Here is a 22,666-nt window from a genome sequence, read left to right on the forward strand (position 1 = left end):
GGGAACCGAAAGGAACATCGTCCATGCGTCGCGTCGTCATCACCGGCCTCGGCATCGTCTCTCCCATCGGCAACGATGCAGCCGAGGTGGAAGCCTCGCTGCGCGCGGGCCGTTCGGGCATCGTCGCCGCCCCGCAATACACCGAACACGGCTTCCGTAGCCAGGTCCACGGCATGCCGCAGATCGTGCTGGAAGATCACATCGACAAGCGCGACCTGCGCTTCATGGGTCCGGGGGCGGCCTACAACTTCATCGCCATGGAACAGGCGATCAAGGATTCAGGGCTGGAACCGAACGAGGTGTCGAACGAGCGCACGGGCCTGATCATGGGCTCGGGCGGTCCGTCAACCTCCAACTTCTTCCTAGCCCACAACACGGTGATCGAAAAGGGCGCGCCCAAGCGCATGGGGCCGTTCATGGTCACGCGCTGCATGTCCTCGACCAACTCGGCCACGCTGGCCACGCCGTTCAAGATCAAGGGCGTGAACTACTCCATCACCTCCGCCTGCTCCACCTCGGCGCATTGCATCGGCAACGGGGTCGAACAGATCCAGTTGGGCAAGCAGGACATCGTCTTCGCCGGCGGCGGCGAGGAACTGGACTGGACCCTGTCCTGCCTGTTCGACGCGATGGGCGCGATGTCGTCGAAATACAACGACACGCCGGCCACCGCCTCCCGCCCCTATGACGCGACGCGCGACGGCTTCGTCATCGCGGGCGGCGGCGGCGTGGTCGTGCTGGAGGAGCTGGAGCACGCCTTGGCCCGCGGCGCGAAGATCTATGGCGAGGTGACGGGCTACGGCGCGACGTCCGACGGCTACGACATGGTCGCCCCCTCGGGCGAGGGCGGGGAGCGGTCGATGCGCGTGGCGCTGGCCACGCTGCCCGAGGGCCGCCGGATCGACTACATCAACAGCCACGGAACCTCTACCGGCGTGGGCGACATCACCGAGGTGAAGGCCATCCGTCGCGTATTCGGCGAAGGCTCCACCCCGCCCATCGCGTCGACCAAATCGCTGACCGGCCATTCGCTGGGCGCGACCGGCGTGCACGAGGCGATCTATTCGCTTCTGATGATGAACGGCAACTTCATCGCGGCCTCGGCCAACGTCACGACGCCCGATCCCGAACTGCGCGAGGGGGAAATCGTGACAACCCTGCGCGAAAACGTCACACTCGATTCTGTCCTGTCCAACAGCTTCGGCTTCGGCGGCACGAACGCCACGCTTGTCATGAGCAAATATCTGTAAGGAACGCCAATGGCCGAGCTTTTGAAGGGAAAACGCGGGGTCGTGATGGGCGTCGCGAACGACCGCTCCATCGCGTGGGGCATCGCGAAGGCCATGGCGGCCGAAGGTGCGGAACTGGCCTTCACCTATCAGGGGGACGCGTTCGGCAAGCGGCTGGCGCCGCTGGCGGCCTCGGTCGGCTCCTCGATCCTGCTGGACGTGGACGTGATGCGGGACGAAAGCCTCGACACGGCCTTTGCCAGGCTGAAGGACGAATGGGGCACGATCGACTTCATCGTCCACGCCATCGCCTATTCGGACAAGAACGAGCTGGCGGGCCGCTTCATCAACACCTCGCGCGAGAACTTCCGCAACTCGCTGACGATCTCCTGCTACAGCTTCATCGACGTGGCCAAGCGTGCGGCGGATCTGATGCCCGAGGGTGGCACCATCCTGACGCTGACCTATCAGGGCTCGAACGCGGTCACCCCCTATTACAACGTGATGGGTGTGGCCAAGGCGGCGCTGGAATCGTCCGTCCGCTATCTGGCGAACGATCTGGGTCCGCAGCGGATCCGCGTGAACGCCATTTCGCCCGGGCCGATGAAAACGCTGGCCGGCTCTGCCATCGCAGGCGCCCGTGCCACCTTCCGCCACACCGAAACGAACGCGCCCCTTCGCGCGAACGCGACGCTGGAAACGATCGGCGGCACGGCCGTCTATCTTGCGTCGGATTACGGCGCCATGACGTCCGGAGAGATCATCCGCGTCGATGGCGGCTACCACGTGTTGGGCATGCCGCAGCCCGAACACATGAACGGACATTGACGAAACGGCGCCCTTCGCGGGCGCCGTTTGCGTTTCAGGGGCCGGCGCAGGCCATGGCCCGGTGCGTGGCCACCTGCCCCACCTCGGCCCCATAGGCGCGCAGGCCGAACGATCCCAGCGTCAGGATGCGGTAGCAGGGGTTGCCGCCCGTCCACCACGGCGTCGGATCCGCCAGATCCGTGATGAAGCGGTGCGAGCAGGCCTGACCCGAGCTGAAGGCCACCCCGCCCGCCGTCACGCCCACCAGCGGCACGTGGATATGGCCGAAGACGACATGGCGGATGCCGGGACGATGCGCCTCCAGCCGTTGCAGAAGCGCGCCTTCATCGTGCAGCCCGATATGTTCGAAATGCGCCAGCCCGTCGGCCATGGGCGGATGGTGCAGGAACACCGTCACCGGTGCCTCCCCTGCCCCCGCCAGCGCTTCGTCCAGCCAGGCCAGCCGATCCGGCCCGTAGATGCCGCCGATCACCCCCGCCTCATGCGTATCAAGGAACAGCAGGCGGCCGAACGCCGTGTCCATGTGGGACTGGATGAAACCGGTGGCGTCGCGGGGATGGTCGGGGAACGCTTCGGCAAAGGCCGGACGGCGGTCGTGGTTGCCCAGCATCAGGCGGACCGGGAACGGCACGGGCGCAAGGATGTCGCGCAGCAGCGCGTAGGCCTCCGGCTCTCCGTCGTTGCACAGGTCGCCGGTCAGGGTCAGCAGGTCCGCGTCGGGATGACGCGTCAGGATGTCGGCGACGGCGGCGCGCAGCTGCGCCTCCGGGTCCACGCCGTTCACGATCCGGCCCGAGGGCACAAGATGCGTGTCGGTGATCTGGATGATCTTCAAGACTCGTCTCCAGTAGGGGGCGCGGGACGGATCCCGCGCCGCGTCCGATCACTTCATCAGCGCGTTGGTCGCTTCGACGATCTGCGCCAGACCGTCCTCGGGCGTGACCTCGCCGCGCATCACGGTGCCGATGATGTCGCGCTGCGTGCGCCAGATGCGGACTGAATCGCCGCCCGGATAGCCAGCCCAAGGCAGCGAGCGGGTGGCCTGCTTGGCCGCCGTCGCGACGTTCGGATGCTCGGCGTAATAGGGCGCCAGATAGTCTTCGCCCGTCGCGCGGATGTTCGTCGGCAGATATCCGGTGATGCGAACGATCACGTTCTGCGCCTCGGGTCCCGTGATCCACTTGATGTAGTTCCAGGCCGCCTTCTGCTTCGCCGCGTCCTGCGTCAGCATCACGACGGAGTTTCCGCCCGTCGGCACGCCGCCCTTTTCCTTGTCCTGCAGCGGGAAGGTCGTCGTCATCAGCGGGAAGCGGTCGCCGACCAGCCCCTCGATCGTCTGGACATGCGCGGGGGTGGAGAACATGAAGCCCGTCATTCCGGCGCCGAACTGCTGGCGCGCCTGGTCCCAGTCCATGACGGGCGCCCCGGCCTCCGCCGCCATCTGGCGGATGAGGCGCAGGCTGTTCAACCCGATCTCGTTGTCGAAGGCGACCTTGCCCGTGGCGGGATCGACCAGCGTGCCGCCCTGCTGGGTGATCATCGCCTGCCACAGCCAGTCGTCGGCCCAGCCCGCGATGTCATAGGCCATGCCCGCGACCTTGGGATCGGCCTCGTGGATCTTCTTCGCGATCTCGATCAGTTCGGGGAAGGTGGTGGGCATGTTCTCCGGATCGGCGCCCACCGAACGCACCAGATCGGCGTTGATGTACATGATGGGCGAAGAGGCGTTGACCGGCAGGCCGTATTGCGTGCCGTCGACATTGCCCAGCGCTACCATGTTCGGGGTGAAGTTGGCGTCGAGGAAGGCTTGGCCACCCTCGGCCTCGATGAACGGGCCTAGGTCGGTGATCTGCTCGCGGGGCGCCAACGTGTGCACCAGCTCCCCCGTCAGGTTGTAGCCCGAGAAGTAGATGTCCGGCAGATCGCCCGTCACGGCCGACCGCAGCACCTGCTGCTGGCCTTCGTTGTAGCCGGCGGCTGGGGCCAGGAAGTTGATCTTCACGTCCGGGTTGTTCTTCATGAACTCCTCCGCCAGCGGCTGGTGGAATTTCGTGAAGCCCGGCAGGTTGTAGAGGACGTTCAGCGTCACGTCCTGCGCCAGTGTGGCGGCGGGGGTCGCCAGCAGCGCCAGGGCACCAAGGGCGAAGCGTCGGGTCAGGGTCATCGTCGTCTCCGGATGGGGGGTCACTTGACCCCGGTCATGGTGATGCCCGCGATGAAGTGCCGTCGTGCCAGCAGGAAGCAGACGACCATCGGGGCCGTGATCAGGGTGGCCCCTGCCATCAGCGCGCCGTAATTCGCCCCCGTCTCCACGTCCGAGAAGAAGAGCATGCCCAGCGGCGGCGGGGCGAGCGCGGTGTCCGACACCACGATCATGGGCCAGTAGAGGTCGTTCCAGTGCGCCACGACCGAGAAGACCGAGAACGCCGCGAGCGAGGGCAGAGAGCCGCGCAGCACGAGGCCCCAGCAGATCTCCATCTCGGAAAAGCCGTCCATGCGGGCGGCCTCGATGATCTCGTCGGGGTAGGAGCGGAAGGACTGGTGGAACAGGAAGATGGCGAAGACGGACAGGAAGAAGGGCGCCATCATCGCGAAATAGGTGTTCAGAAGCCCGGCCTTCGCCAGCCCCACGAACAGAGGCAGGGCCAGCGCTTGGATCGGCACGCACAGGGCCGCGATCACCAGCGTCAGCAGCAGGCGCCGCCCGGGAAAGCGCAGCTTGGCGATGGCATAGGCCGCCGGCACCGCCGTCAGCACCTGCACGATCAGGATGCCCGCGCAGACGATCACGCCGTTCAGCATGAACCGCGCCATCGGCACCTGCCCCGCCGCGCGGGCGTAGTTCTCGGCCGCGTCGAACTGCTTTGGGACGGGCCAGAGCGAGACGTCGAAGATCTCGGACGGGGAGCGGATGGAGGTCAACACCATCCAGTAGAAGGGCAGCAGCATGACGCCCGCACCCAGCGCCAGAACGATGTGGGGAAGGAAACGACGCATCAGTAATGCACCTTCCGGTCCATGTGGACCGTCTGGCCGATGGACAGGACCAGCACGATCGCAAGGAAGATCAGGGTCAGGGCGGCGGCGTATCCGGTGTTGGAATATTCGAAGCCTTCCAGATACAGCGCGAACAGCAGCGTCTCGGCCCCCGCGCGCCCCTTGGTGACGACGGCCACCGTTTCGAACACCTTGAAGGCGCTGATCGACGTGGTGACCACCACGAACATCGTCGTCGGGCCCAGCATCGGCCAAGTCACGGTCAGGAACCGGTCCAAGGGGTTCCGGGCGCCGTCCAGACGCGCGGCCTCGTGCAGGTCCTTCGGGATGGCGGTCAGGCCGGCCAGGAACAGGACCATGTTGAAGCCGAGGATCTGCCACACCCCCATCAGCGCCATGGTCGGGATCAGGAGCGACGGCGTGCCAAGGAAGGATACGGGATCGAAGCCCAACCAGGTGATGACGCTGTTGACCGGCCCCAGCGTGGGGTGCAGCAGGAACTGCCACACGGTCGCCATGGCCACCAGCGTGGCGGTGACGGGCAGGAAATAGGCCACCTCCCAGAAAGCGCGGCTGCGGGTGCGGCCGTGCACCAGAAGCGCGATCCCCAGCGCCCCGAACACGCCGAAAGGGATGACGATCAGCGCGTACAGCGCGGTGTTCCACAAGGCCCGCAGGAAGACCGGATCGGCAAAAGCGGCGCGGAAGTTGTCCAGCCCCACGAAGCCGAAGGACAAGGCGCCCAGCTGGTAATCCGTGACGGAGAACACGCCCAGCACCACGATCGGAAGGATGTAGATTGCCAGCAGCAGGAACGCCGCGGGGGCCGCGAACATCATCCCGCGGGCTGCCCGGCTGCGGCCACGCCGTATTGCCGGCCCCTGCGTCAGTGCGGCGGCGGTCATGCGGCCACTCGGTCGTCGGCGGTGTTCGCCATCCGCAGCCCATCCGCGCCGAAAAGATGCGCGCGTTCGGGCGCGAAGGCTAGATGCACCACCCCTTCCCCCACCGGCTGCGAAGCGGGCTGCCGCACTGTGACGCGCAGGGTGGCGTCGGCCACCAGAGAACCGCTCAGGAACCGGTCGGCGCCATGCGCCTCGGCCCGGTCCACTCGCAAGGCGAGGCCGTGATCAGCCAGCGCCAGATCCTCGGCCCGGACGCCCAGCGTCACCGGCCCCTGCCCCGCCGCGCGCAGGCCGGTGTCGACCCCGAAGGCCACGACGCGGCCCCCCGCGATCTCGGCCGGAAGCAGGTTGATCGTGGGCGATCCGATGAAGCGCGCCACGGTCAGCGAGGCGGGCGCGCAGTAGAGCTCATCCGGGGTGCCCAGCTGCTCGATCCGGCCCTCCACCATCAGGGCGATCCGGTCGGACATGGTCATCGCCTCGACCTGGTCATGGGTGACGTAGATGAAGGTCGCGCCCAGACGGCGGTGCAGGTTCGACAGCTCCTCGCGCATGTGGGCGCGCAGCTTGGCGTCAAGGTTCGACAGCGGCTCGTCCATCAGGAAGGCCGCCGGATCACGCACCAGCGCCCGCGCCAAGGCCACACGCTGCCGCTGACCGCCCGAAAGCTGGGCGGGCTTGCGGTCCAGCAAATGGGCGATCTGCAACGTCTCGGCCGCCTGAAGGACGGCGGCACCGATGGCGGCGCGCGCTGGGGCATGGCCGGGCATCATGCGCCCCACCAGCGGAAGCCGCGCCGACAAGGGCAGCCGGCGCATGCGCAGCGGCGTCGCGATGTTCTGGCGCACCGTCATGTGCGGATACAAGGCGTAGGACTGGAACACCATGGCAAGGTTGCGGTCGCTGGGATCCATCCCCGTCACATCGCGCCCGCCGATGGACACTGTGCCACGATCGGCCGCCTCCAGCCCGGCAAGGATGCGCAGCAGGGTCGATTTCCCGCAGCCCGACATGCCGACAAGGGACAGGAACTCCCCCGGTCGCACCGACAGGTCGATGTTCTTCAGGACCTCGGTCCCCCCGAACCCCTTGCCGATGCCGGTGAGGTCGACGGATTGTGGCGTCATTCTGCGCTCCTTTGCCTTGCGGAGCGCTTTCCCTCATTCACACGACAGAGAGATGGCGGGAATAAGATCGTTTTGTGACAGACCCGTTATTCTGGTCCGAATTCCTCGAAAACGTCTGCAACCAAGAAAAACCGGCCACTTTCGCAAATGCGTGATGACACGGGGACGACGGAAAGACGACACCCGAGGCCAAAGGCTGCGTGAACATCAATGAGAGGATTGGAGCGGGCGGCGGGAATCGAACCCGCGTCTTTAGCTTGGAAGGCTAAGGTCTTACCATTACACAACGCCCGCGCTGGGGGTGGATATACGCCCTCGGGACCGAGGGCGCAACCTCATTTCACCGTGATGCGCCCGTCGATGTAGGGGGCGTAGTCGGGATGGGCCCGCAGGTAGTCCGCCACCACCTGCGCCAGATCCGGCCCGTAATCGTAGGCGTTGCGCGCGTCATTGAACATCGCATATCCGTCGCCGCCGTTGCGGACGTAGTTGTTCGACACCGCCAGATAGATCGCCGCCGGATCCAGCGGCGCGTCGCCGATCACGGCGTCTGAAATGCGGCTGCCCACCGGAGCCGCGGGATCGACCGTGTAGCGGAAGCCCGCGACCTGCGGGAAGCGGCCGCCGCCCTCCTCCATCTGGCTGACGCCGTTTTCCAGCGCCGCCAGCAGGTCGGCGCCCGTCACCTCGAACGTGGACAGGGTGTTGAGGAAGGGCAGAACCGTCAGCACGTCGCCCATCGACACCTCCCCCTGGTCGATGGAGGCGCGAAGCCCGCCGCCGTTCACCAGCGCGATCTGCACGCCCTGGTCCGCCACGCGGGCCAGCTGCGCGTCGGCCACGAGGTTGCCCATCGTGCATTCGCGCACGCGGCACGTTTCGCGGCTGCCGTCGATGGGGGCACGGGTCTGGCCCACCACCTCGGCCCGGATCGCCGCCAGCGGGGCGGCAAGGGCCGCTACGCGTTCAACCGTGGCCGGATCGGGCGCAACGCTGGCGTCCAGCAGGATCGGCGCGCCTTCCGCCTTGGTGACACGCCCCTGATCGTCGAAGGTCACGACCAGTTCGCCCAGATACTTGGTGTAGGATTCGGCCGTCACGATCGGCACGCCGTTCGCCCGCGTCGGGTAGGGCCCCGCTGCCGCCGGATCGATGTTGGACAGAAGCGTGTGGCTGTGCCCGCCCACGATCACGTCCAGACCGGAGGTGTGGTCCGCGATCTGCTGGTCCAGCAGATAGCCCGAATGCGACAACAGGATGATCTTGTCGATCCCCTGTCCGGTCAGCGCATCGATCTGCGCCTGCACGACCGCGATGGGCGCCTGGAAGTGGACATTCGGACCGGGGCTGGACAGCTCGGGGTTGGATTCGGGCGTCAGGCCGATGATGCCGACCTTCTGGCCCCCTACCTCCACCACCGCGTGCGGGGCGATCTTGTCCGCCAGAAGCGGTTCACTCGTGGCGTCCATGTTGGCGGCCAGGATCGGCACGTCCACGGCGTCAGCCAGCGCGGCCAGTTCGGCCGGGCCGTCGTCGAATTCGTGATTGCCCACCGCCATGGCGCCATAACCCAGCTTGCCGATGAACTCCGCCGCCGCCTCGTGCTTGTACTGGGTGTAGAACAGCGTACCCTGATACCAGTCGCCCGCGTCCAGCAGCAGCGGGTTGACTGCGCGGTCCTTCGCCTGCGTCACGGCCGTCACCAGCCGCGCCATCCCGCCAAAGCACTTGCCCGCCGCGTCATCCTCGGCCGCGCAGGTCGATCCGGTGGCCGTGATCGGCTCGAACCGGTCGTGCACGTCGTTGGTGTGCAGGATCGTCAGGGTGAAGTCGGCCTGCGCCGCGCCCGCGCTCAGCGCCAGCGCGCCGGCCGTGGCCAGAAGGATTGTCCGCATCGAAAGCTCCATGTGCCATGCGCGTCCAGACTGCGTGGGCCCGCGTCCCATGTCAAAGCGGGATTGACCGACAGCCCGATTGGGCGCATGAGACATCATGCTGATTTACAAGATCTTCCGGCGTCCGGAATGGGACGCGTTCCGCGCTTCGGGCAAGACGGCCGGTGCCCCGGTCGATCTGGCGGACGGCTACATCCACATTTCCACCCGGGAACAGGTGGCCGAAACGGCCGCCAAGCATTTCGGGGCCGAGGCCGATCTGGTTCTGGTCGCGCTGGACGACGCGGCTCTGGGGCCCGCCCTTCACTGGGAACCGTCGCGCGGCGGCCAACTTTTCCCGCATCTGTATCGTGATCTGACGCTGGACGACGTGGTGTGGGACAAGTCCCTGCCGCTGGGCGCCAGCGGCCACATTTTCCCCGAGGGCGTGATATGACAGCCTTGGAACGTGCCGGTCTGGGCCTTCTGCACCGGATGGACCCGGAAACCGCCCATCACTGGTCGCTGAACGCCCTGCGCGCGGGTCTGGCGCCGCTGCATGGCGGGCCTGTTACGGGCGCGCGGCTGGCCACGACGGTGGCCGGGTTGCCGCTGGCCAACCCCATCGGCCTTGCGGCGGGCTTCGACAAGAACGCCGTTGCCGTGGCGCCCCTGATGCGCGCGGGCTTCGGCTTTCTTGAGGTGGGCGCCGCCACCCCCCGGCCCCAATCGGGCAATGCCAAGCCCCGGCTGTTCCGCCTGTCGAAGGATCGCGCGGTCATCAACCGCTTCGGCTTCAACAACGAAGGGGCCGCCGCCATCGCCGCCCGTCTGGCGATGCGCCCCAAGGGCGCGGTGCCGGTGGGCCTGAACCTGGGCGCGAACAAGGACAGCGCCGACCGGGCGGCCGATTTCGCGGCCGTGCTGGCCTGCTGCGGGCTTCACGCGGATTTCGTGACGGTGAACGTGTCCTCGCCCAACACCGAACGGCTGCGGGACCTTCAGGGGCGCGAGGCGCTGGCCGCGCTTCTGGGCGGCGTGATGGACGTGCGCGCGACGCTGGCCCGGCCCATCCCCGTCTTCCTGAAGATCGCGCCCGACCTGACCGAAGCGGATCTGGACGACATCGCCGAGGTGGCCGTCGCCTCCGGCCTGTCGGGCATCATCGCCACCAACACCACCCTGTCGCGCGACGGGCTGTCCGACGCCCAGCGCGAACAGGCGGGCGGGCTGTCGGGTGCGCCGCTCTTCGAACGCTCCACCCGCGTGCTGGCGCAGCTGTCGCAGCGGGTGGCGGGGCGCCTGCCGCTGATCGGCGTGGGCGGCGTGGGATCGGGCGAACAGGCCTATGCCAAGATCCGCGCCGGCGCCTCGTCCGTGCAGGTCTACAGCGCCATGGTGTATGAAGGGCTGTCCCTCATCCCCCGGATCGCGCGCGACCTGGACGCGCTGCTGGCGCGCGACGGCTTCGCCAACGTGGCCGAGGCCGTGGGGACGGACCGCGACCGCTGGCTTTAGAACGCCTTGAACGTCATCGTCGTCAGGGTCCGCTGGATGTGCGGAATGTCGAACAGGCGTTCCGACAGCCAGTGCCCCACATCCGACCCTTCGGGAATGTAGACCTTCGCCATCAGGTCCCATTCGCCCGAGGTGGAATAGAGTTCCGACACCACCTCGCGGTCATAGATGGCGTCCGCCACCTCATAGGTCTTGCCGGGGGCGCAGCGGAACTGGACGAACACGCAGATCATGGGGTCTCCTCGGGTTGGAGTTTCAGGCGGGGGGTGGGCTTGGGCAGGTCGTCGATGCCCAAGCTCTGCTGCGGACGGGCCAGACGGTTGCGGACGATCCACAACAGCCGGTTTTCCGCCCGCGTGATCGCGACATAGGCCAGACGCTTCCACAGGGGAACGCCCGCCTCCATTCGGCCGGCCTGGGCTGCGGCGTAAAGGTCGGGGGCGAAGACCTGCACCTGGTCCCATTGCGACCCCTGCGCCTTGTGGATCGTCACGGCGGCCCCGTGCAGGAAGGCGGCGCCCATCCGGGCGGCGGCGGGGATGAAGGGCTCTTCCTCGTCCGGCTTCTCGATCTTGATGATCGACGCGGCCGAGATCTGGGGATCCTCCGCGCCCACCACGTGCAGGCGGGCAAAGCCGTCGCGTGTGCCGGGGCCCAGATATATGACCTGCGCACCCTTGATCAGGCCCCGCGCCTCCAGGTCAATGCGCTTCTTGCGGTGCTTCAGCGGCAGTTCGATCCCGTCGCAGACAAGGGGCTCCCCCGGCAGCAGCGCATCCCCCGGCGCGCCATGCGCCCCCCGGAAGGCCGTGATCAGCCGGATGCGCGTGGCGTTGCGCCAGACCAGCACGGGCGATCGCGCCATCAGGTCGCTGTCCACGCGCTGCGCCCAGACCACGCGTTCGTCGCGCGCGGCGGCGTCTTCCACCATCCGCTCGAACCGGTGGAAATCGATATCGGGATCGGCCAGCGCATGGGCCAGATCCAGGATCGGGTTGTCCTCGGACTGGCGGTGGATGCGGTTCAGGATCAGCTTGCGCGGTTCGCCCAGCCGTTCGAACACCATCTGCCCGGACTGGTTCACGGGGGCTAGCTGCGCCGGATCGCCGAACAGGACCAGCGTCGGGAAGATCTCGCGCAGGTCGTCGAACTGGCGTTCGTCCAGCATGGAGGATTCGTCGACGAAGCCCACGTCCAGCGGCTCCTCCCGCCGCTTCCAGCCGCGGATGAAGTCCGACCCGCGCAGCCCCGCCGCCGCCAGCGCGCCGGGGATCGACGGCACGGTGTCGTAGAAGGCCTTGGCGCGGTCCAGCGCGGCCTCCGTCATGCCTTCGACGTCCACAGGCCGCTTGCCGGTGCCGGCCAGCCATTCGGCCAGCGCCTCGTAATGCGGATCATAGACGGGGGTGTAGAGGATGCGGTGAATGGTCGTCGCCGGCACCCCGCGCATCCGCAGGACGGAGGCCGCCTTGTTCGTCGGGGCCAGGATCGCCAGCGTGCGCCGCTCCTTGCGCTTCTTGCCCTCCCAGTCGGCCGAGACGATGTCCACCCCCGCCTCGCGCATGGCCTTGGTCAGCTGCGCTAGAAGCAGCGTCTTGCCCGACCCTGCCTTACCGATGACGGCAAGAACCGTGGACTTCCCCTCCACCGCCGGCTGGTGGGATCCGTTTTCCAGATCGACCCCCATGCCCCGCAGCTGTTCGGACAAACGGTCCCAGGCTTCGGCCTGGTCTTCGGAAAAGGTGATGGCGGGCGCGTTCATGCCGCGACCATAGCCGCCCCGCGCCCCCGGCGCCAGTCAGTGGACGGGCGTGTCGGGGTCCATCGCGCGGGCCGTGATCTCCGCCTCGGCCACAGGAAGCAGCGCGTCCACACGTTCGGCCAGTTCGGTCAGGCCGTTCTGCATCGCATAGCTTTGCAGATCCCGAAGCACGTCCAGGATCCAGTCATGCGCCAACTTCGGTTCCATCCGGTCTTCCTTCGGTGCCACGGTCCAGACGTTGCAGCACGCTTGCGGCATAGAACGCAAGCAGGCGTGCCTTGCCGGCGGCGGGGATCAGCCGGCCCCCCTGTTCAATCACGATATCGCGTTTTTCCAAAGCGCGAAGTCCCTCCGCCACCGGATCCTCGGGCAACAGCGTCACCGCCCCCACCCGCGCCAGTTCGGCGCGTAGCTGCGCCACCGCCGCCGGCAGACCACGGCGGCTGACCGACCCGCGGGACAGGGCCGCCGCCACCAGCGGCACCGGCAGGACGGGAACGTTGCGTCCAATCTCGTCCATCAGGTCGCGGGCCAGCGCGTCGGGTCCCGGATCCCCCGCATGGCTTGCTTTCCACGCCTGAAGCGAGACGGGCGTTCCGAACGCCACGCCCGCCGCACCGAAGCCCGGAAACCGGCCCCGCACCAGCCGCCACAGGTTGCGCAGAAGAAAGCCCACGAACTGCACCGGCCCCGCCCGGAAGCGGCGTTCGCCCACCCGGTCGGCCTCGGTCAGGATGCGGTCCTCCAGCACGCGGTCATAGGCGATGCCCACGGGCACGAACAGAAGATCCCGCCCCTCGGCCGCCATCAGATAGCTGAAAAGGCCCACCTTCGGCGCCCCAATGCGGCCGTCAAGGCTGAGGCCCCCTTCGGGAAAGAAGGCCTGCGTCACCCCGGCTTCGGTCGACATCTGGACATAGCGGGCCAGCACCCGGCGATACAGCGGGCTGCGCGCGTTGCGTCGGATGAAATAGGCCCCCATTGCCCGGATCAGGGACGACAATGGCCAGATGCGCGCCCATTCCCCCACCGCATAAGACAGGGCGGACCGTTGCGCGACAAGCCAGGTCACCAGCACGTAATCCATGTTCGACCGGTGGTTCATCACGAAGACCACGGTGGCGTCGCGGTTGACCAGTTCCCCCTTCGGGGCCGACGCCGCGATCTTCACATCGTAAAAGGCGCGGCTGAACTTGCGGGCAAAGCGCGTGGCGAAGCCGAAATACACGGTGGCGGAAAAGGCGGGCACGATCTCGCGCGCATAGACGCGGGCGCGTTCGAAGACCACATCCTCGCGCGTATTGGTGCTGCGGGCGTGGCGGGCGACGGCGGCGCTGACGTCCGGGTCATGGGCCAGCCGCAGGATCATGTCCTGACGGCGCATCAGCTTGAACGGCTCGATCGGGCGTTCCAGCCGTAGGTTCAGCCGGGCCACCACCCGTTCCATGCGCCGCCGCAGATACCAGCGAGCGGACGGAACAAGGATACGGTCCAGCGCCGCCACAAGGGCGAAGGCCAGAACCAGAACAAGCAGCCATACGGGAAGTTCAATGGTCGCGGTCATGCGGGCACCTTAATGGTGCCCGCAGGGTCCGGCAATCAGGCGTGGATGGCGCCATCGCCGCAGGCCAGCGCCGCCTCGCGCACGGCCTCCGAGAAGGTGGGATGCGCGTGGCAGGTCAGCGCCAGATCCTGGGCCGAGGCGCCGAATTCCATCGCCACGCACACTTCGTGGATCAGGTCGCCCGCCATCGGGCCGATGATGTGGCAGCCAAGGATGCGGTCGGTTTCCGCATCCACCAGCAGCTTTACGAAGCCGTCGGCCTGGAAGATGGCCTTGGCGCGGGCGTTGCCCATGAAGGGGAACTTGCCGGCCTTGTACTTGCGACCCGCTTCCTTCAGCGCTTCTTCCGTCATGCCGACCGAGGCGACCTCGGGCGTGGTGTAGATCACGCCGGGGATCACGCCGTAGTTCACATGGCCATGCTTGCCGGCCAGGATCTCGGCCACGGCCATGCCTTCATCCTCGGCCTTGTGGGCCAGCATCGCGCCGGGGATCGCGTCGCCGATGGCGTAGACGCCCTTCACGTTGGTCTGGAAGTGGTCGTCCACCTTCACGACGCCGCGGGGCAGCATCTCCACCCCAAGCGCTTCCAGACCCAGACCTTCGGTGTAGGGCTTGCGACCGGTGGAGACGAGAACCGTGTCCGCCTCGATCGTCGCCTCGGACCCGTCCTTGTTCAGCTTGTACCTGACCGTGACCTTGTCGCCGGAAACCTCGGTCCCCTGAACGGCGGCGCCCAGGATGAACTCGAACCCCTGCTTGGTCAGGATCTTGTGGAAGGCCTTCACGGTGTCCGCGTCGGTGCCCGGCAGGATCTTGTCCTGGAACTCCACCACCGTGACCTTGGACCCCAGACGCTTGTAGACCGAGCCCATCTCCAGCCCGATGACGCCCGCACCGATCACGACCAGCGATTCCGGGATCTTGTCCAGCGCAAGCGCCCCGGTGGAGGTGACGACCTTCTTCTCGTCCGCCTCGACGCCCGGCAGCGTCGTGGCGACGGATCCGGTGGCGATGACGATGTTCTTCGCCTCGTGCACCTCCTCGCCGACCTTGACCTTGCCCGCTTCGGGGATCGAACCCCAGCCCTTCAGCCAGGTGACCTTGTTCTTCTTGAACAGGAACTCGATCCCCTTGGTGTTGCCGTCGACGACGTCCTGCTTGTAGGCCTGCATCTTGGCCCAGTCGACGGTCACGTTGGCGCCCATCAGGCCCATCTTCTCGAAGTTCTCGTGAACCTCGTGCAGGTGGTGGGTGGAGTTCAGAAGCGCCTTGGACGGGATGCAGCCCACGTTCAGGCAGGTGCCGCCCAGCGTGTCCCGCCCCTCGACGCATGCGACCTTCAGGCCAAGCTGCGCGCAATGGATGGCGCAGACATATCCGCCCGGGCCACCGCCGATCACGATCACATCAAAACTGGCCATGAAGTCACTCCTTGAGAGATATCAGAAAAGGGCCGCGAGGAAGAGGACGAGCGTCGCCACGAGGCCGCACATGAAGAAGATCGAGCGCCAGGGCGCCAGACCCAGATAATAGGCCGGAACATAGGCGAGCCGGGCCAGAAGGTAGATCCAGGCGCACAGGTCCGTCAGCCAGAAGTCGCTGTCGGTGACATACACCGCCAGCGCCGCCGCCGAGAACAGCACGAAGTTGTCGAGGTGGTTGCGCATGGCGCGCTGCATGCGACCGGTGTCGGTCGCATAGCTCGGCTCCGCATCGCGGGGGCTGAGGTTGTATTCGTGCCCCATGTCGCGGTCCTGAAGACGGGACGTGAACAGCATGATGGCGACATACAGCAGCGCCGACAGACAAAGAACGATGATCTCGGCCATGTTATGCGGTCCTCAGGAAGGTTGCGGTGGTCGCGCCGCCAAAGGCGGTTTCCTTTTCAAGCCACGCCTTGGCGTTGGCCGGATTGTGGACCTCCATCAGCGCGAAGGCCGCGCCATGGTCCACGGCCCGCCACAGCTGCAGCTGGGTCAGCCCGGAATTGGCGCGGTCTTCCGCGCCGTCGTCCCAAGCGGCTTTCCAGCCTTCATAGTCCGGCGTGTCGATCTGAAGAAGCAGCTGCATCGTGGTGCCTTTCCCATGACGGGCGCGCGGGGATCGCGCGCCCTTTCGGGATCAACCGTGAACCGCGCTTACAGGTCCATCAGCAGGCGACGGGGATCTTCCAGCGCCTCCTTGACGCGGACAAGGAAGGTCACCGCGCCCTTGCCGTCGACGATGCGGTGATCGTAGGACAGCGCCAGATACATCATCGGACGGATGACGATCTGCCCGTTCACGACCACGGGGCGTTCCTGGATCTTGTGCATCCCGAGGATCCCCGACTGCGGCGGGTTCAGGATCGGCGAGGACATGAGCGAGCCGTAGACGCCACCGTTGGAGATGGTGAACGAACCGCCCTGCATCTCGGCCATGGAGAGCTTGCCGTCACGGCCGCGCGCGCCCAGTTCGGCGATCTTCTTCTCGATCGCGGCGAAGCTCATCTGGTCGGCGTCGCGGACAACCGGAACCACCAAGCCCGAGGGCGTGCCCACGGCCACGCCCATGTGGACGTAGTTCTTGTAGATGACGTCGGTGCCATCGATTTCGGCGTTGACGTCGGGCACTTCCTTCAGCGCGTGGCAGCAGGCCTTCACGAAGAAGGACATGAAGCCGAGCTTCACCTTGTGCTTCTTCTCGAACACGTCCTTGTATTCGTTACGCAGGCCCATGATGCCCGACATGTCCACCTCGTTATAGGTGGTCAGCATGGCGGCGGTGTTCTGCGCTTCCTTCAGGCGGCGGGCGATGGTCTGACGCAGGCGCGTCATCTTCACACGCTCTTCGCGCGACGCGTCGTCGGCCGCGACCGGCGCGCGGGGCGCGGGGGCGGCGGCAAGGGCGGCTTTGGGCGCGTTCATCGCCTTCAGCACGTCTTCCTTCATGATGCGGCCGTCACGGCCCGTACCCTGAACCTGATCGGCGCTCAGACCGGCTTCGGCCATGGCCTTCTTGGCGGACGGCGCATCCTCACCCGATTTCCCAGCGCCCGCGGCGGCGGCCGGTTCGGCCGACGCGCCGTAAGAGGCCGGAGCCGGTGCACCGGCGGCCGGGGCGGAGCCAGTGGACGCGGCAGGTGCCGCACCCTCGCCTGCCTGGATCACGGCCAGCTTGGCGCCGGCCGGAACAGTGTCGCCTTCCTTAGCGATGATCTCGCCCAGCACGCCCGCGGCGGGGGACGGAACCTCGACCGACACCTTGTCGGTTTCCAGTTCGCACAGCATCTCGTCCTGCGCGACCGTGTCACCCGGTTTCTTGAACCAGGTCGCCACCGTTGCCTCGGACACGCTTTCGCCCAGAGCGGGCACCATCACATCGACCATCTTCGCCTCGTTCGAACCGGCCTTCGCGCCGGGCTCCTCCGTCTTGGCCGGGGCGGCGGGTTTCGCCGCGCCCTCGCCGATCTGTGCCAGCAGGGCATTCGCCGCCACCGTTTCGCCTTCCGCCGCCACGATCTCGGTCAGCGTGCCGGCGACGGGCGACGGCACTTCCACCGTCACCTTGTCGGTTTCCAGCTCGCACAGCATCTCGTCGACCGCGACGCTGTCGCCCACCTTCTTGAACCAGGTGGCCACCGTCGCCTCGGAGACGCTTTCACCCAGTGTCGGAACACGTACTTCGGTCGCCATATCAGCCCCCTACCGTCAAAGCTTCGTTCACAAGCGCGTCCTGCTCGGCCTTGTGGCGCGAGGCAAGACCTGTCGCGGGCGAGGCCGAGGCCGCGCGCCCGGCATAGACCGCACGGCTGTGCTTGGCGCCGATGCGCGTCAGCACCCATTCCAGGTTCGGCTCCACGAAGGTCCAGCCGCCCTGGTTCTTGGGCTCTTCCTGGCACCAGACGATCTCGGCGTCCTTGAAGCGTTCCAGTTCCTTGACCAGCGACAGCGCCGGGAAGGGATAGAACTGCTCCAGCCGCAGCAGGTAGACGTCGTCGGCGCCACGCTTGTCGCGCTCCGCCAGCAGGTCGTAATAGACCTTGCCCGAGGAGATGACGACGCGCTTGATCTCGGCATCCGGGCGCAGCGTCATTTCGGAATGGCCACGTTCCGCGTCATCCCACAGGATGCGGTGGAAGGTGGATCCGTCCGTGAAGTCAGCCGCGTCCGAAATGCACATCGGATGGCGCAGCAGCGATTTCGGCGTCATCAGCACCAGCGGCTTGCGGAAGGTCCGGTGCATCTGGCGGCGCAGGATGTGGAAGTAGTTCGCCGGCGTCGAGACGTTGGCCACGATCCAGTTGTCGTTCGCCGACATCTGCAGGAAGCGTTCCAGACGGGCGGAGGAATGCTCCGGCCCCTGCCCTTCATAGCCGTGCGGCAGCAGCATCGTCAGGCCCGACATCCGCAGCCACTTCGATTCGCCCGAGTTGATGAACTGGTCGAACATGATCTGCGCGCCGTTGGCGAAATCGCCGAACTGGGCTTCCCACATCACCAGGGCGTTCGGTTCGGCCAGCGAATAGCCGTATTCGAAGCCCAGCACCGCGTATTCCGAAAGCATCGAGTCGATGACCTCGTAACGCGACTGGCCTTGGCGGATGTTGTTCAGCGGATAGTACCGCTCTTCCGTGGACTGGTTGACGAAGGCCGAGTGCCGCTGGCTGAACGTGCCGCGGGTCGAATCCTGGCCCGACAGGCGGACGGGGAAGCCCTCGACCGCCAGCGATCCGAAGGCCAGCGCCTCGGCCGTGGCCCAGTCGAAGCCCTTGCCCGTCTCGAACATCTTGCCCTTGGCTTCCAGAAGGCGCGCCACGGTCTTGTGCAGCTCGAACCCTTCCGGGGCGGCGGTCAGCGCCTTCCCGACCTCGGCCATGGTGTCGGCGGAAATCGCGGTTTGGCCGGCCTGATACTCCTCGCCCTCGCGGGACAGGTTCTTCCAGCGGCCGTCCAGCCAGTCGGCCTTGTTCGGCTTGTAGTCCTTGGAGGCCTCGAACTCGCCGTTCAGCATAGACTGGAACTGCGCCTTCATGTCCTCGATCTCGCCTTCCGGGATCAGCCCGTCGGCGACCAGACGGTCGGTGTACAGTTGCAGCGTCGTCTTCTGCTTGCGGATCTTCTGATACATCGCGGGGTTCGTGAACATGGGCTCGTCGCCCTCGTTGTGTCCGAACCGGCGGTAGCAGAAGATGTCGATCACGACATCCTTGTGGAACTTCTGGCGGTATTCGATCGCGACGCGTGCGGCGTGCACCACGGCCTCCGGATCATCGCCGTTCACGTGGAAGATCGGCGCTTCCACCATCAGGGCGATGTCGGTCGGATAGGGCGACGAACGGCTGAACGACGGTGCGGTCGTGAAGCCGATCTGGTTGTTCACCACGATGTGGATCGTGCCGCCGGTGCGGTGACCGCGCAGGCCCGACAGGCCGAAGCATTCCGCCACGACGCCCTGACCCGCAAAGGCCGCGTCGCCGTGCAGCAGGATCGGCAGGACCGCCATTCGGCTTTCGGTGTCGTTGTACTGGTCCTGCTTGGCGCGGACCTTGCCCAGCACCACTGGGTTCACGGCCTCAAGATGCGACGGGTTGGCCGTCAGCGACAGGTGGACCGAATTGCCGTCGAAGGACCGGTCGGCCGAGGCGCCGAGGTGATACTTCACGTCACCCGAACCGTCCACGTCGTCCGGCTTGAAGCTTCCGCCCTGGAATTCGTTGAAGATCGCGCGGTAGGGCTTCTGCATCACGTTGGCGAGGACCGACAGGCGGCCGCGGTGCGGCATGCCGACGATGACCTCCTTCACGCCCAGCTGGCCGCCGCGCTTGATGATCTGCTCCATCGCGGGGATCAGGGACTCACCGCCGTCCAGACCGAAGCGCTTGGTCCCCATGTATTTCACATGCAGGAACTTCTCGAAGCCCTCGGCCTCGACCAGCTTGTTCAGGATAGCGCGACGGCCTTCGCGGGTGAAGGCGATCTCCTTGCCGTAACCCTCGATCCGCTCTTTCAGCCAGGCCGACTGCTCGGGGTCGGAGATGTGCATGTATTGCAGCGCGAAGGTGCCGCAATAGACGCGCTTCACCATGTCGAGGATCTGGCGGAGGCTGCCCACCTGCATCCCCAGCACGTTGTCGAGGAAGATCGGACGGTCATAGTCGGCGTCGGTGAAGCCGTAGCTTTTCGGGTCCAGCTCCGGATGGTTGGCGGTGCTGATGTCGCGCATCCCCAGCGGGTCCAGATCGGCGGCGAAATGGCCGCGGATCCGGTAGGCGCGGATCAGCATGATGGCGCGGATCGAATCCAGCACGGCGCGCTGAATCTGGTCGGCGGAGACCGGAACGCCCGCCTCGGCGGCCTTGCCCGCGATTTTCTTCGCGGCGGCCTTGGCATCGGCGGCGGGCAGCATCGGCCATTCGCCCGTCAGGGCGGCGGTCAGATCGTCGACCGGCTGCGGCGGCCAGTCGGCGCGGGCCCAGCTGGGACCTGCGGCGGCGCGCTTCACATCCTGGTCGCTTTCGCCAAGCGCGGCGAAGAACTCGGCCCATTGCTGATCGACGCTCGCAGGATCGGCGGCGTACCGCGCCTGAAGCTGGTCGATGTAATCGGCGTTGGCCCCGTCCATGAAGGAGGAGGCTTGGAATTGCTGGTTGGGGCTTTGTTCCGTCATGGCTGCACCTGACAAATGGGTGCGCCGCCCCCGAAAGGGCGGCGCTTATGGGTTATGCGCGACCGAGCGCCTTCATCACCGCTTCGCCCAGGTGGGCGGGGCTGTCGGCGACGATGATGCCGGCCTCTTTCATGGCGCTGATCTTGGATTCCGCATCGCCCTTGCCACCGGACACGATGGCACCGGCATGGCCCATGCGGCGGCCGGGGGGGGCCGTGCGGCCCGCGATGAAGCCGGCAGTCGGCTTCCAGCGGCCCTTCTGACGCTCGTCCGCCAGGAACTGCGCGGCTTCTTCCTCGGCCGAACCGCCGATTTCGCCGATCATGATCATGGCTTCCGTTTCCGGGTCCGACAGGAACATGTCGAGCACTTCGAGGTGCTCGGTGCCCTTGATCGGGTCGCCGCCGATGCCAACCGCCGAGGATTGGCCGAGGCCGAGGTCGGATGTCTGTTTCACGGCCTCATAGGTAAGCGTGCCCGAACGCGAAACAACACCGATGGAGCCACGTTTGTGGATGTGGCCCGGCATGATGCCGATCTTGCAGGCGTCCGGCGTGATGACGCCGGGGCAGTTCGGCCCGATCAGGCGCGATTTGGAGTTCAGCAGGGCGCGCTTCACCTTCATCATGTCCAGCACCGGGATGCCTTCGGTGATGCAGATGATCAGCTCCATCTCGGCGTCGATGGCCTCCAGGATCGAATCGGCCGCGAAGGGCGGCGGGACGTAGATCACGGACGCGTTCGCGCCGGTCTTGGCGATGGCGTCATGGACACTGTCGAAGACCGGCAGGCCCAGATGCTCCTGACCGCCCTTGCCGGGCGTCACGCCGCCGACCATCTTCGTGCCGTAGGCGATCGCCTGTTCCGAGTGGAAGGTCCCCTGCGAGCCGGTGATGCCCTGGCAGATGACCTTGGTGTTTTCGTTGACGAGAACGGCCATGGATTATCCCTTCACCGCTTTGACAATTTTCTGCGCCGCGTCCGACAGGTTGTCGCCCGCGATCACGTTCAGGCCGGAGTTCGCGATGATCTCCTTGCCCTGTTCGACGTTGGTGCCTTCCAGGCGCACGACCAGCGGAACCTGCAGGCCCACTTCCTTCACGGCGGCGATGATGCCTTCCGCGATGATGTCGCAGCGCATGATGCCGCCGAAGATGTTGACCAGGATGCCTTTGACGTTCGGATCCGAGGTGATGATCTTGAACGCCTCGGTCACCTTCTCCTTCGTGGCGCCGCCGCCGACGTCGAGGAAGTTGGCCGGCTCCGCGCCGTACAGCTTGATGATGTCCATCGTGGCCATCGCAAGACCGGCGCCGTTGACCATGCAGCCGATCTCGCCGTCCAGCGCGATGTAGTTCAGGTCGAACTTGGAGGCGGCCAGCTCTTTGGAGTCTTCTTCCGTCTCGTCGCGCAGCGCCATGATCTCGGGGTGGCGGTACAGGGCGTTGTTGTCGAAGCTGACCTTCGCGTCCAGCACCTTGATCTGGCCTTGGGGCGTCACGATCAGCGGGTTGATCTCCAGCATCTCCATGTCCTTCTCGAGGAAGGCCTTGTAGAGAAGCTTGACCAGCGACACGCATTGCTTGACCAACGCGCCTTGCAGACCCAGAGCGAAGGCGACGCGGCGGCCGTGGAAGTCGGACAGCCCGGACGCCGGATCGACGGAGAAGGAGACGATCTTCTCGGGCGTGTGCTCGGCCACTTCCTCAATGTCCATGCCGCCTTCGGTCGACACGACGAAGGACACGCGCGAGGTGGCGCGGTCCACCAGCAGCGCGAGATACAGCTCACGCTCGATGTCCGAACCGTCCTCGATGTAGATGCGGTTCACCTGCTTGCCGGCGGGGCCGGTCTGGTGGGTGACGAGCGTGCGGCCCAGCATCTGCTTGGCCAGCTCTTCCGCCTCGGCCACGGACTTGGCCAGACGGACGCCGCCCTTCTCGCCGGCCGAAGCCTCGACGAACTTGCCCTTGCCGCGCCCGCCGGCGTGGATCTGCGATTTCACGACCCAGAGCGGGCCGCCCAGCTCACCCGCTGCCGATTTGGCCTCATCTGCCTTGAGCACGATGCGACCGTCCGAGACAGGCGCACCGTATTCGCGCAGAAGCGCCTTCGCCTGGTATTCATGGATGTTCATGGCAATGTCCCATGCTGGTGATTTGTCACATCGATGACATGGATCCGGCCCGCGTTGAAACGAATTTCGAGCGG

Annotated in this window: 21 protein-coding genes and 1 tRNA gene; 4 read left to right on the plus strand and 18 right to left on the minus strand. The window is 66.3% G+C overall.

Going from position 1 to position 22,666, the window contains the following annotated elements; all coding sequences use genetic code 11:
• Nucleotides 1-23 precede the first annotated feature (23 nt).
• Nucleotides 24-1,250 (plus strand): beta-ketoacyl-ACP synthase I, encoded by a 1,227-nt coding sequence (gene fabB, locus PIJ50_RS01625; protein ID WP_271972111.1) that lies wholly within the window; start codon nucleotides 24-26, stop codon nucleotides 1,248-1,250.
• A gap of 9 nt (nucleotides 1,251-1,259) precedes the next feature.
• Complete coding sequence (locus PIJ50_RS01630; RefSeq protein WP_271972113.1) at nucleotides 1,260-2,057, plus strand: enoyl-ACP reductase FabI; 798 nt, start codon at nucleotides 1,260-1,262, stop codon at nucleotides 2,055-2,057.
• 34 nt (nucleotides 2,058-2,091) lie between these two features.
• Here PIJ50_RS01630 and PIJ50_RS01635 read toward each other — a convergent pair whose 3' ends face one another.
• From PIJ50_RS01635 to PIJ50_RS01665, 7 genes are all read right to left on the minus strand, one after another.
• Nucleotides 2,092-2,892, minus strand: coding sequence for a phosphodiesterase (locus tag PIJ50_RS01635; protein ID WP_271972115.1), 801 nt, complete (start codon nucleotides 2,890-2,892; stop codon nucleotides 2,092-2,094).
• Between the two features lie 48 nt (nucleotides 2,893-2,940).
• Nucleotides 2,941-4,221 (minus strand): ABC transporter substrate-binding protein, encoded by a 1,281-nt coding sequence (locus PIJ50_RS01640; protein WP_271972118.1) that lies wholly within the window; start codon nucleotides 4,219-4,221, stop codon nucleotides 2,941-2,943.
• Between the two features lie 20 nt (nucleotides 4,222-4,241).
• The gene (locus tag PIJ50_RS01645; RefSeq protein WP_271972120.1) at nucleotides 4,242-5,054 is read right to left on the minus strand and encodes a carbohydrate ABC transporter permease; all 813 of its coding nucleotides are present in this window, start codon (nucleotides 5,052-5,054) and stop codon (nucleotides 4,242-4,244) included.
• Complete coding sequence (locus tag PIJ50_RS01650; RefSeq protein ID WP_271972121.1) at nucleotides 5,054-5,959, minus strand: carbohydrate ABC transporter permease; 906 nt, start codon at nucleotides 5,957-5,959, stop codon at nucleotides 5,054-5,056. Before PIJ50_RS01650 ends, PIJ50_RS01645 begins: the two co-directional genes overlap by 1 nt.
• Nucleotides 5,956-7,086 (minus strand): ABC transporter ATP-binding protein, encoded by a 1,131-nt coding sequence (locus tag PIJ50_RS01655; protein WP_271972122.1) that lies wholly within the window; start codon nucleotides 7,084-7,086, stop codon nucleotides 5,956-5,958. Before PIJ50_RS01655 ends, PIJ50_RS01650 begins: the two co-directional genes overlap by 4 nt.
• A 220-nt stretch (nucleotides 7,087-7,306) precedes the next feature.
• Nucleotides 7,307-7,380: transfer RNA gene (locus PIJ50_RS01660), tRNA-Gly, on the minus strand.
• 41 nt (nucleotides 7,381-7,421) lie between these two features.
• A complete protein-coding gene (locus tag PIJ50_RS01665; RefSeq protein WP_271972124.1) occupies nucleotides 7,422-8,981 on the minus strand; it encodes a bifunctional metallophosphatase/5'-nucleotidase in 1,560 nt (519 codons plus the stop codon).
• Between the two features lie 97 nt (nucleotides 8,982-9,078).
• On the opposite strand from PIJ50_RS01665, the gene PIJ50_RS01670 reads away from it, so the two are divergent.
• The gene (locus tag PIJ50_RS01670) at nucleotides 9,079-9,417 is read left to right on the plus strand and encodes a DUF952 domain-containing protein (RefSeq protein ID WP_271972126.1); all 339 of its coding nucleotides are present in this window, start codon (nucleotides 9,079-9,081) and stop codon (nucleotides 9,415-9,417) included.
• A complete protein-coding gene (locus PIJ50_RS01675; protein ID WP_271972128.1) occupies nucleotides 9,414-10,478 on the plus strand; it encodes a quinone-dependent dihydroorotate dehydrogenase in 1,065 nt (354 codons plus the stop codon). Before PIJ50_RS01670 ends, PIJ50_RS01675 begins: the two co-directional genes overlap by 4 nt.
• Here the strand turns inward: PIJ50_RS01675 and PIJ50_RS01680 are convergent.
• The 11 genes from PIJ50_RS01680 to sucC form a co-directional block, all read right to left on the minus strand.
• The gene (locus tag PIJ50_RS01680) at nucleotides 10,475-10,711 is read right to left on the minus strand and encodes an Lrp/AsnC family transcriptional regulator (protein WP_271972130.1); all 237 of its coding nucleotides are present in this window, start codon (nucleotides 10,709-10,711) and stop codon (nucleotides 10,475-10,477) included. The genes PIJ50_RS01675 and PIJ50_RS01680 overlap by 4 nt on opposite strands.
• On the minus strand, nucleotides 10,708-12,240 hold the full coding sequence (locus PIJ50_RS01685; RefSeq protein ID WP_271972132.1) for an ATP-dependent DNA helicase: 1,533 nt from the start codon (nucleotides 12,238-12,240) through the stop codon (nucleotides 10,708-10,710). Before PIJ50_RS01685 ends, PIJ50_RS01680 begins: the two co-directional genes overlap by 4 nt.
• A gap of 36 nt (nucleotides 12,241-12,276) precedes the next feature.
• Nucleotides 12,277-12,447, minus strand: coding sequence for a hypothetical protein (locus tag PIJ50_RS01690; RefSeq protein ID WP_271972133.1), 171 nt, complete (start codon nucleotides 12,445-12,447; stop codon nucleotides 12,277-12,279).
• Nucleotides 12,425-13,804, minus strand: a complete 1,380-nt coding sequence (locus PIJ50_RS01695; protein ID WP_271972135.1) for a 1-acyl-sn-glycerol-3-phosphate acyltransferase — start codon at nucleotides 13,802-13,804, stop codon at nucleotides 12,425-12,427. Before PIJ50_RS01695 ends, PIJ50_RS01690 begins: the two co-directional genes overlap by 23 nt.
• Before the next feature lie 35 nt (nucleotides 13,805-13,839).
• Nucleotides 13,840-15,228, minus strand: a complete 1,389-nt coding sequence (gene lpdA / locus PIJ50_RS01700) for a dihydrolipoyl dehydrogenase (protein ID WP_271972137.1) — start codon at nucleotides 15,226-15,228, stop codon at nucleotides 13,840-13,842.
• Nucleotides 15,229-15,249: 21 nt separating this feature from the next.
• Nucleotides 15,250-15,636 (minus strand): MAPEG family protein, encoded by a 387-nt coding sequence (locus PIJ50_RS01705; protein WP_271972139.1) that lies wholly within the window; start codon nucleotides 15,634-15,636, stop codon nucleotides 15,250-15,252.
• Nucleotide 15,637: 1 nt separating this feature from the next.
• Nucleotides 15,638-15,877 (minus strand): hypothetical protein, encoded by a 240-nt coding sequence (locus PIJ50_RS01710; protein ID WP_271972141.1) that lies wholly within the window; start codon nucleotides 15,875-15,877, stop codon nucleotides 15,638-15,640.
• A gap of 68 nt (nucleotides 15,878-15,945) precedes the next feature.
• Complete coding sequence (odhB, locus tag PIJ50_RS01715; protein WP_271972142.1) at nucleotides 15,946-17,481, minus strand: 2-oxoglutarate dehydrogenase complex dihydrolipoyllysine-residue succinyltransferase; 1,536 nt, start codon at nucleotides 17,479-17,481, stop codon at nucleotides 15,946-15,948.
• Between the two features lies 1 nt (nucleotide 17,482).
• A complete protein-coding gene (locus tag PIJ50_RS01720; protein WP_271972144.1) occupies nucleotides 17,483-20,455 on the minus strand; it encodes a 2-oxoglutarate dehydrogenase E1 component in 2,973 nt (990 codons plus the stop codon).
• Between the two features lie 52 nt (nucleotides 20,456-20,507).
• Nucleotides 20,508-21,395, minus strand: a complete 888-nt coding sequence (gene sucD / locus PIJ50_RS01725; RefSeq protein WP_271972145.1) for a succinate--CoA ligase subunit alpha — start codon at nucleotides 21,393-21,395, stop codon at nucleotides 20,508-20,510.
• A gap of 3 nt (nucleotides 21,396-21,398) precedes the next feature.
• The gene (gene sucC / locus PIJ50_RS01730; protein WP_271972147.1) at nucleotides 21,399-22,592 is read right to left on the minus strand and encodes an ADP-forming succinate--CoA ligase subunit beta; all 1,194 of its coding nucleotides are present in this window, start codon (nucleotides 22,590-22,592) and stop codon (nucleotides 21,399-21,401) included.
• Nucleotides 22,593-22,666 lie beyond the last annotated feature (74 nt).

The organism is Falsirhodobacter sp. 20TX0035, from assembly GCF_028307215.1.
Taxonomy (GTDB): Bacteria; Pseudomonadota; Alphaproteobacteria; order Rhodobacterales; family Rhodobacteraceae; genus Falsirhodobacter.

Excerpts from the sequence above, each read along its gene's own strand:
- fabB (WP_271972111.1), top strand. The coding sequence starts at position 24 with ATGCGTCGCGTCGTCATCACCGGCCTCGGCATCGTCTCTCCCATCGGC.
- PIJ50_RS01630 (WP_271972113.1), top strand. The coding sequence starts at position 1,260 with ATGGCCGAGCTTTTGAAGGGAAAACGCGGGGTCGTGATGGGCGTCGCG.
- PIJ50_RS01640 (WP_271972118.1), bottom strand. The coding sequence starts at position 4,221 with ATGACCCTGACCCGACGCTTCGCCCTTGGTGCCCTGGCGCTGCTGGCG.
- PIJ50_RS01645 (WP_271972120.1), bottom strand. The coding sequence starts at position 5,054 with ATGCGTCGTTTCCTTCCCCACATCGTTCTGGCGCTGGGTGCGGGCGTC.
- PIJ50_RS01650 (WP_271972121.1), bottom strand. The coding sequence starts at position 5,959 with ATGACCGCCGCCGCACTGACGCAGGGGCCGGCAATACGGCGTGGCCGC.
- PIJ50_RS01655 (WP_271972122.1), bottom strand. The coding sequence starts at position 7,086 with ATGACGCCACAATCCGTCGACCTCACCGGCATCGGCAAGGGGTTCGGG.
- PIJ50_RS01665 (WP_271972124.1), bottom strand. The coding sequence starts at position 8,981 with ATGCGGACAATCCTTCTGGCCACGGCCGGCGCGCTGGCGCTGAGCGCG.
- PIJ50_RS01670 (WP_271972126.1), top strand. The coding sequence starts at position 9,079 with ATGCTGATTTACAAGATCTTCCGGCGTCCGGAATGGGACGCGTTCCGC.
- PIJ50_RS01675 (WP_271972128.1), top strand. The coding sequence starts at position 9,414 with ATGACAGCCTTGGAACGTGCCGGTCTGGGCCTTCTGCACCGGATGGAC.
- PIJ50_RS01680 (WP_271972130.1), bottom strand. The coding sequence starts at position 10,711 with ATGATCTGCGTGTTCGTCCAGTTCCGCTGCGCCCCCGGCAAGACCTAT.
- PIJ50_RS01685 (WP_271972132.1), bottom strand. The coding sequence starts at position 12,240 with ATGAACGCGCCCGCCATCACCTTTTCCGAAGACCAGGCCGAAGCCTGG.
- PIJ50_RS01690 (WP_271972133.1), bottom strand. The coding sequence starts at position 12,447 with ATGGAACCGAAGTTGGCGCATGACTGGATCCTGGACGTGCTTCGGGAT.
- PIJ50_RS01695 (WP_271972135.1), bottom strand. The coding sequence starts at position 13,804 with ATGACCGCGACCATTGAACTTCCCGTATGGCTGCTTGTTCTGGTTCTG.
- lpdA (WP_271972137.1), bottom strand. The coding sequence starts at position 15,228 with ATGGCCAGTTTTGATGTGATCGTGATCGGCGGTGGCCCGGGCGGATAT.
- PIJ50_RS01705 (WP_271972139.1), bottom strand. The coding sequence starts at position 15,636 with ATGGCCGAGATCATCGTTCTTTGTCTGTCGGCGCTGCTGTATGTCGCC.
- PIJ50_RS01710 (WP_271972141.1), bottom strand. The coding sequence starts at position 15,877 with ATGCAGCTGCTTCTTCAGATCGACACGCCGGACTATGAAGGCTGGAAA.
- odhB (WP_271972142.1), bottom strand. The coding sequence starts at position 17,481 with ATGGCGACCGAAGTACGTGTTCCGACACTGGGTGAAAGCGTCTCCGAG.
- PIJ50_RS01720 (WP_271972144.1), bottom strand. The coding sequence starts at position 20,455 with ATGACGGAACAAAGCCCCAACCAGCAATTCCAAGCCTCCTCCTTCATG.
- sucD (WP_271972145.1), bottom strand. The coding sequence starts at position 21,395 with ATGGCCGTTCTCGTCAACGAAAACACCAAGGTCATCTGCCAGGGCATC.
- sucC (WP_271972147.1), bottom strand. The coding sequence starts at position 22,592 with ATGAACATCCATGAATACCAGGCGAAGGCGCTTCTGCGCGAATACGGT.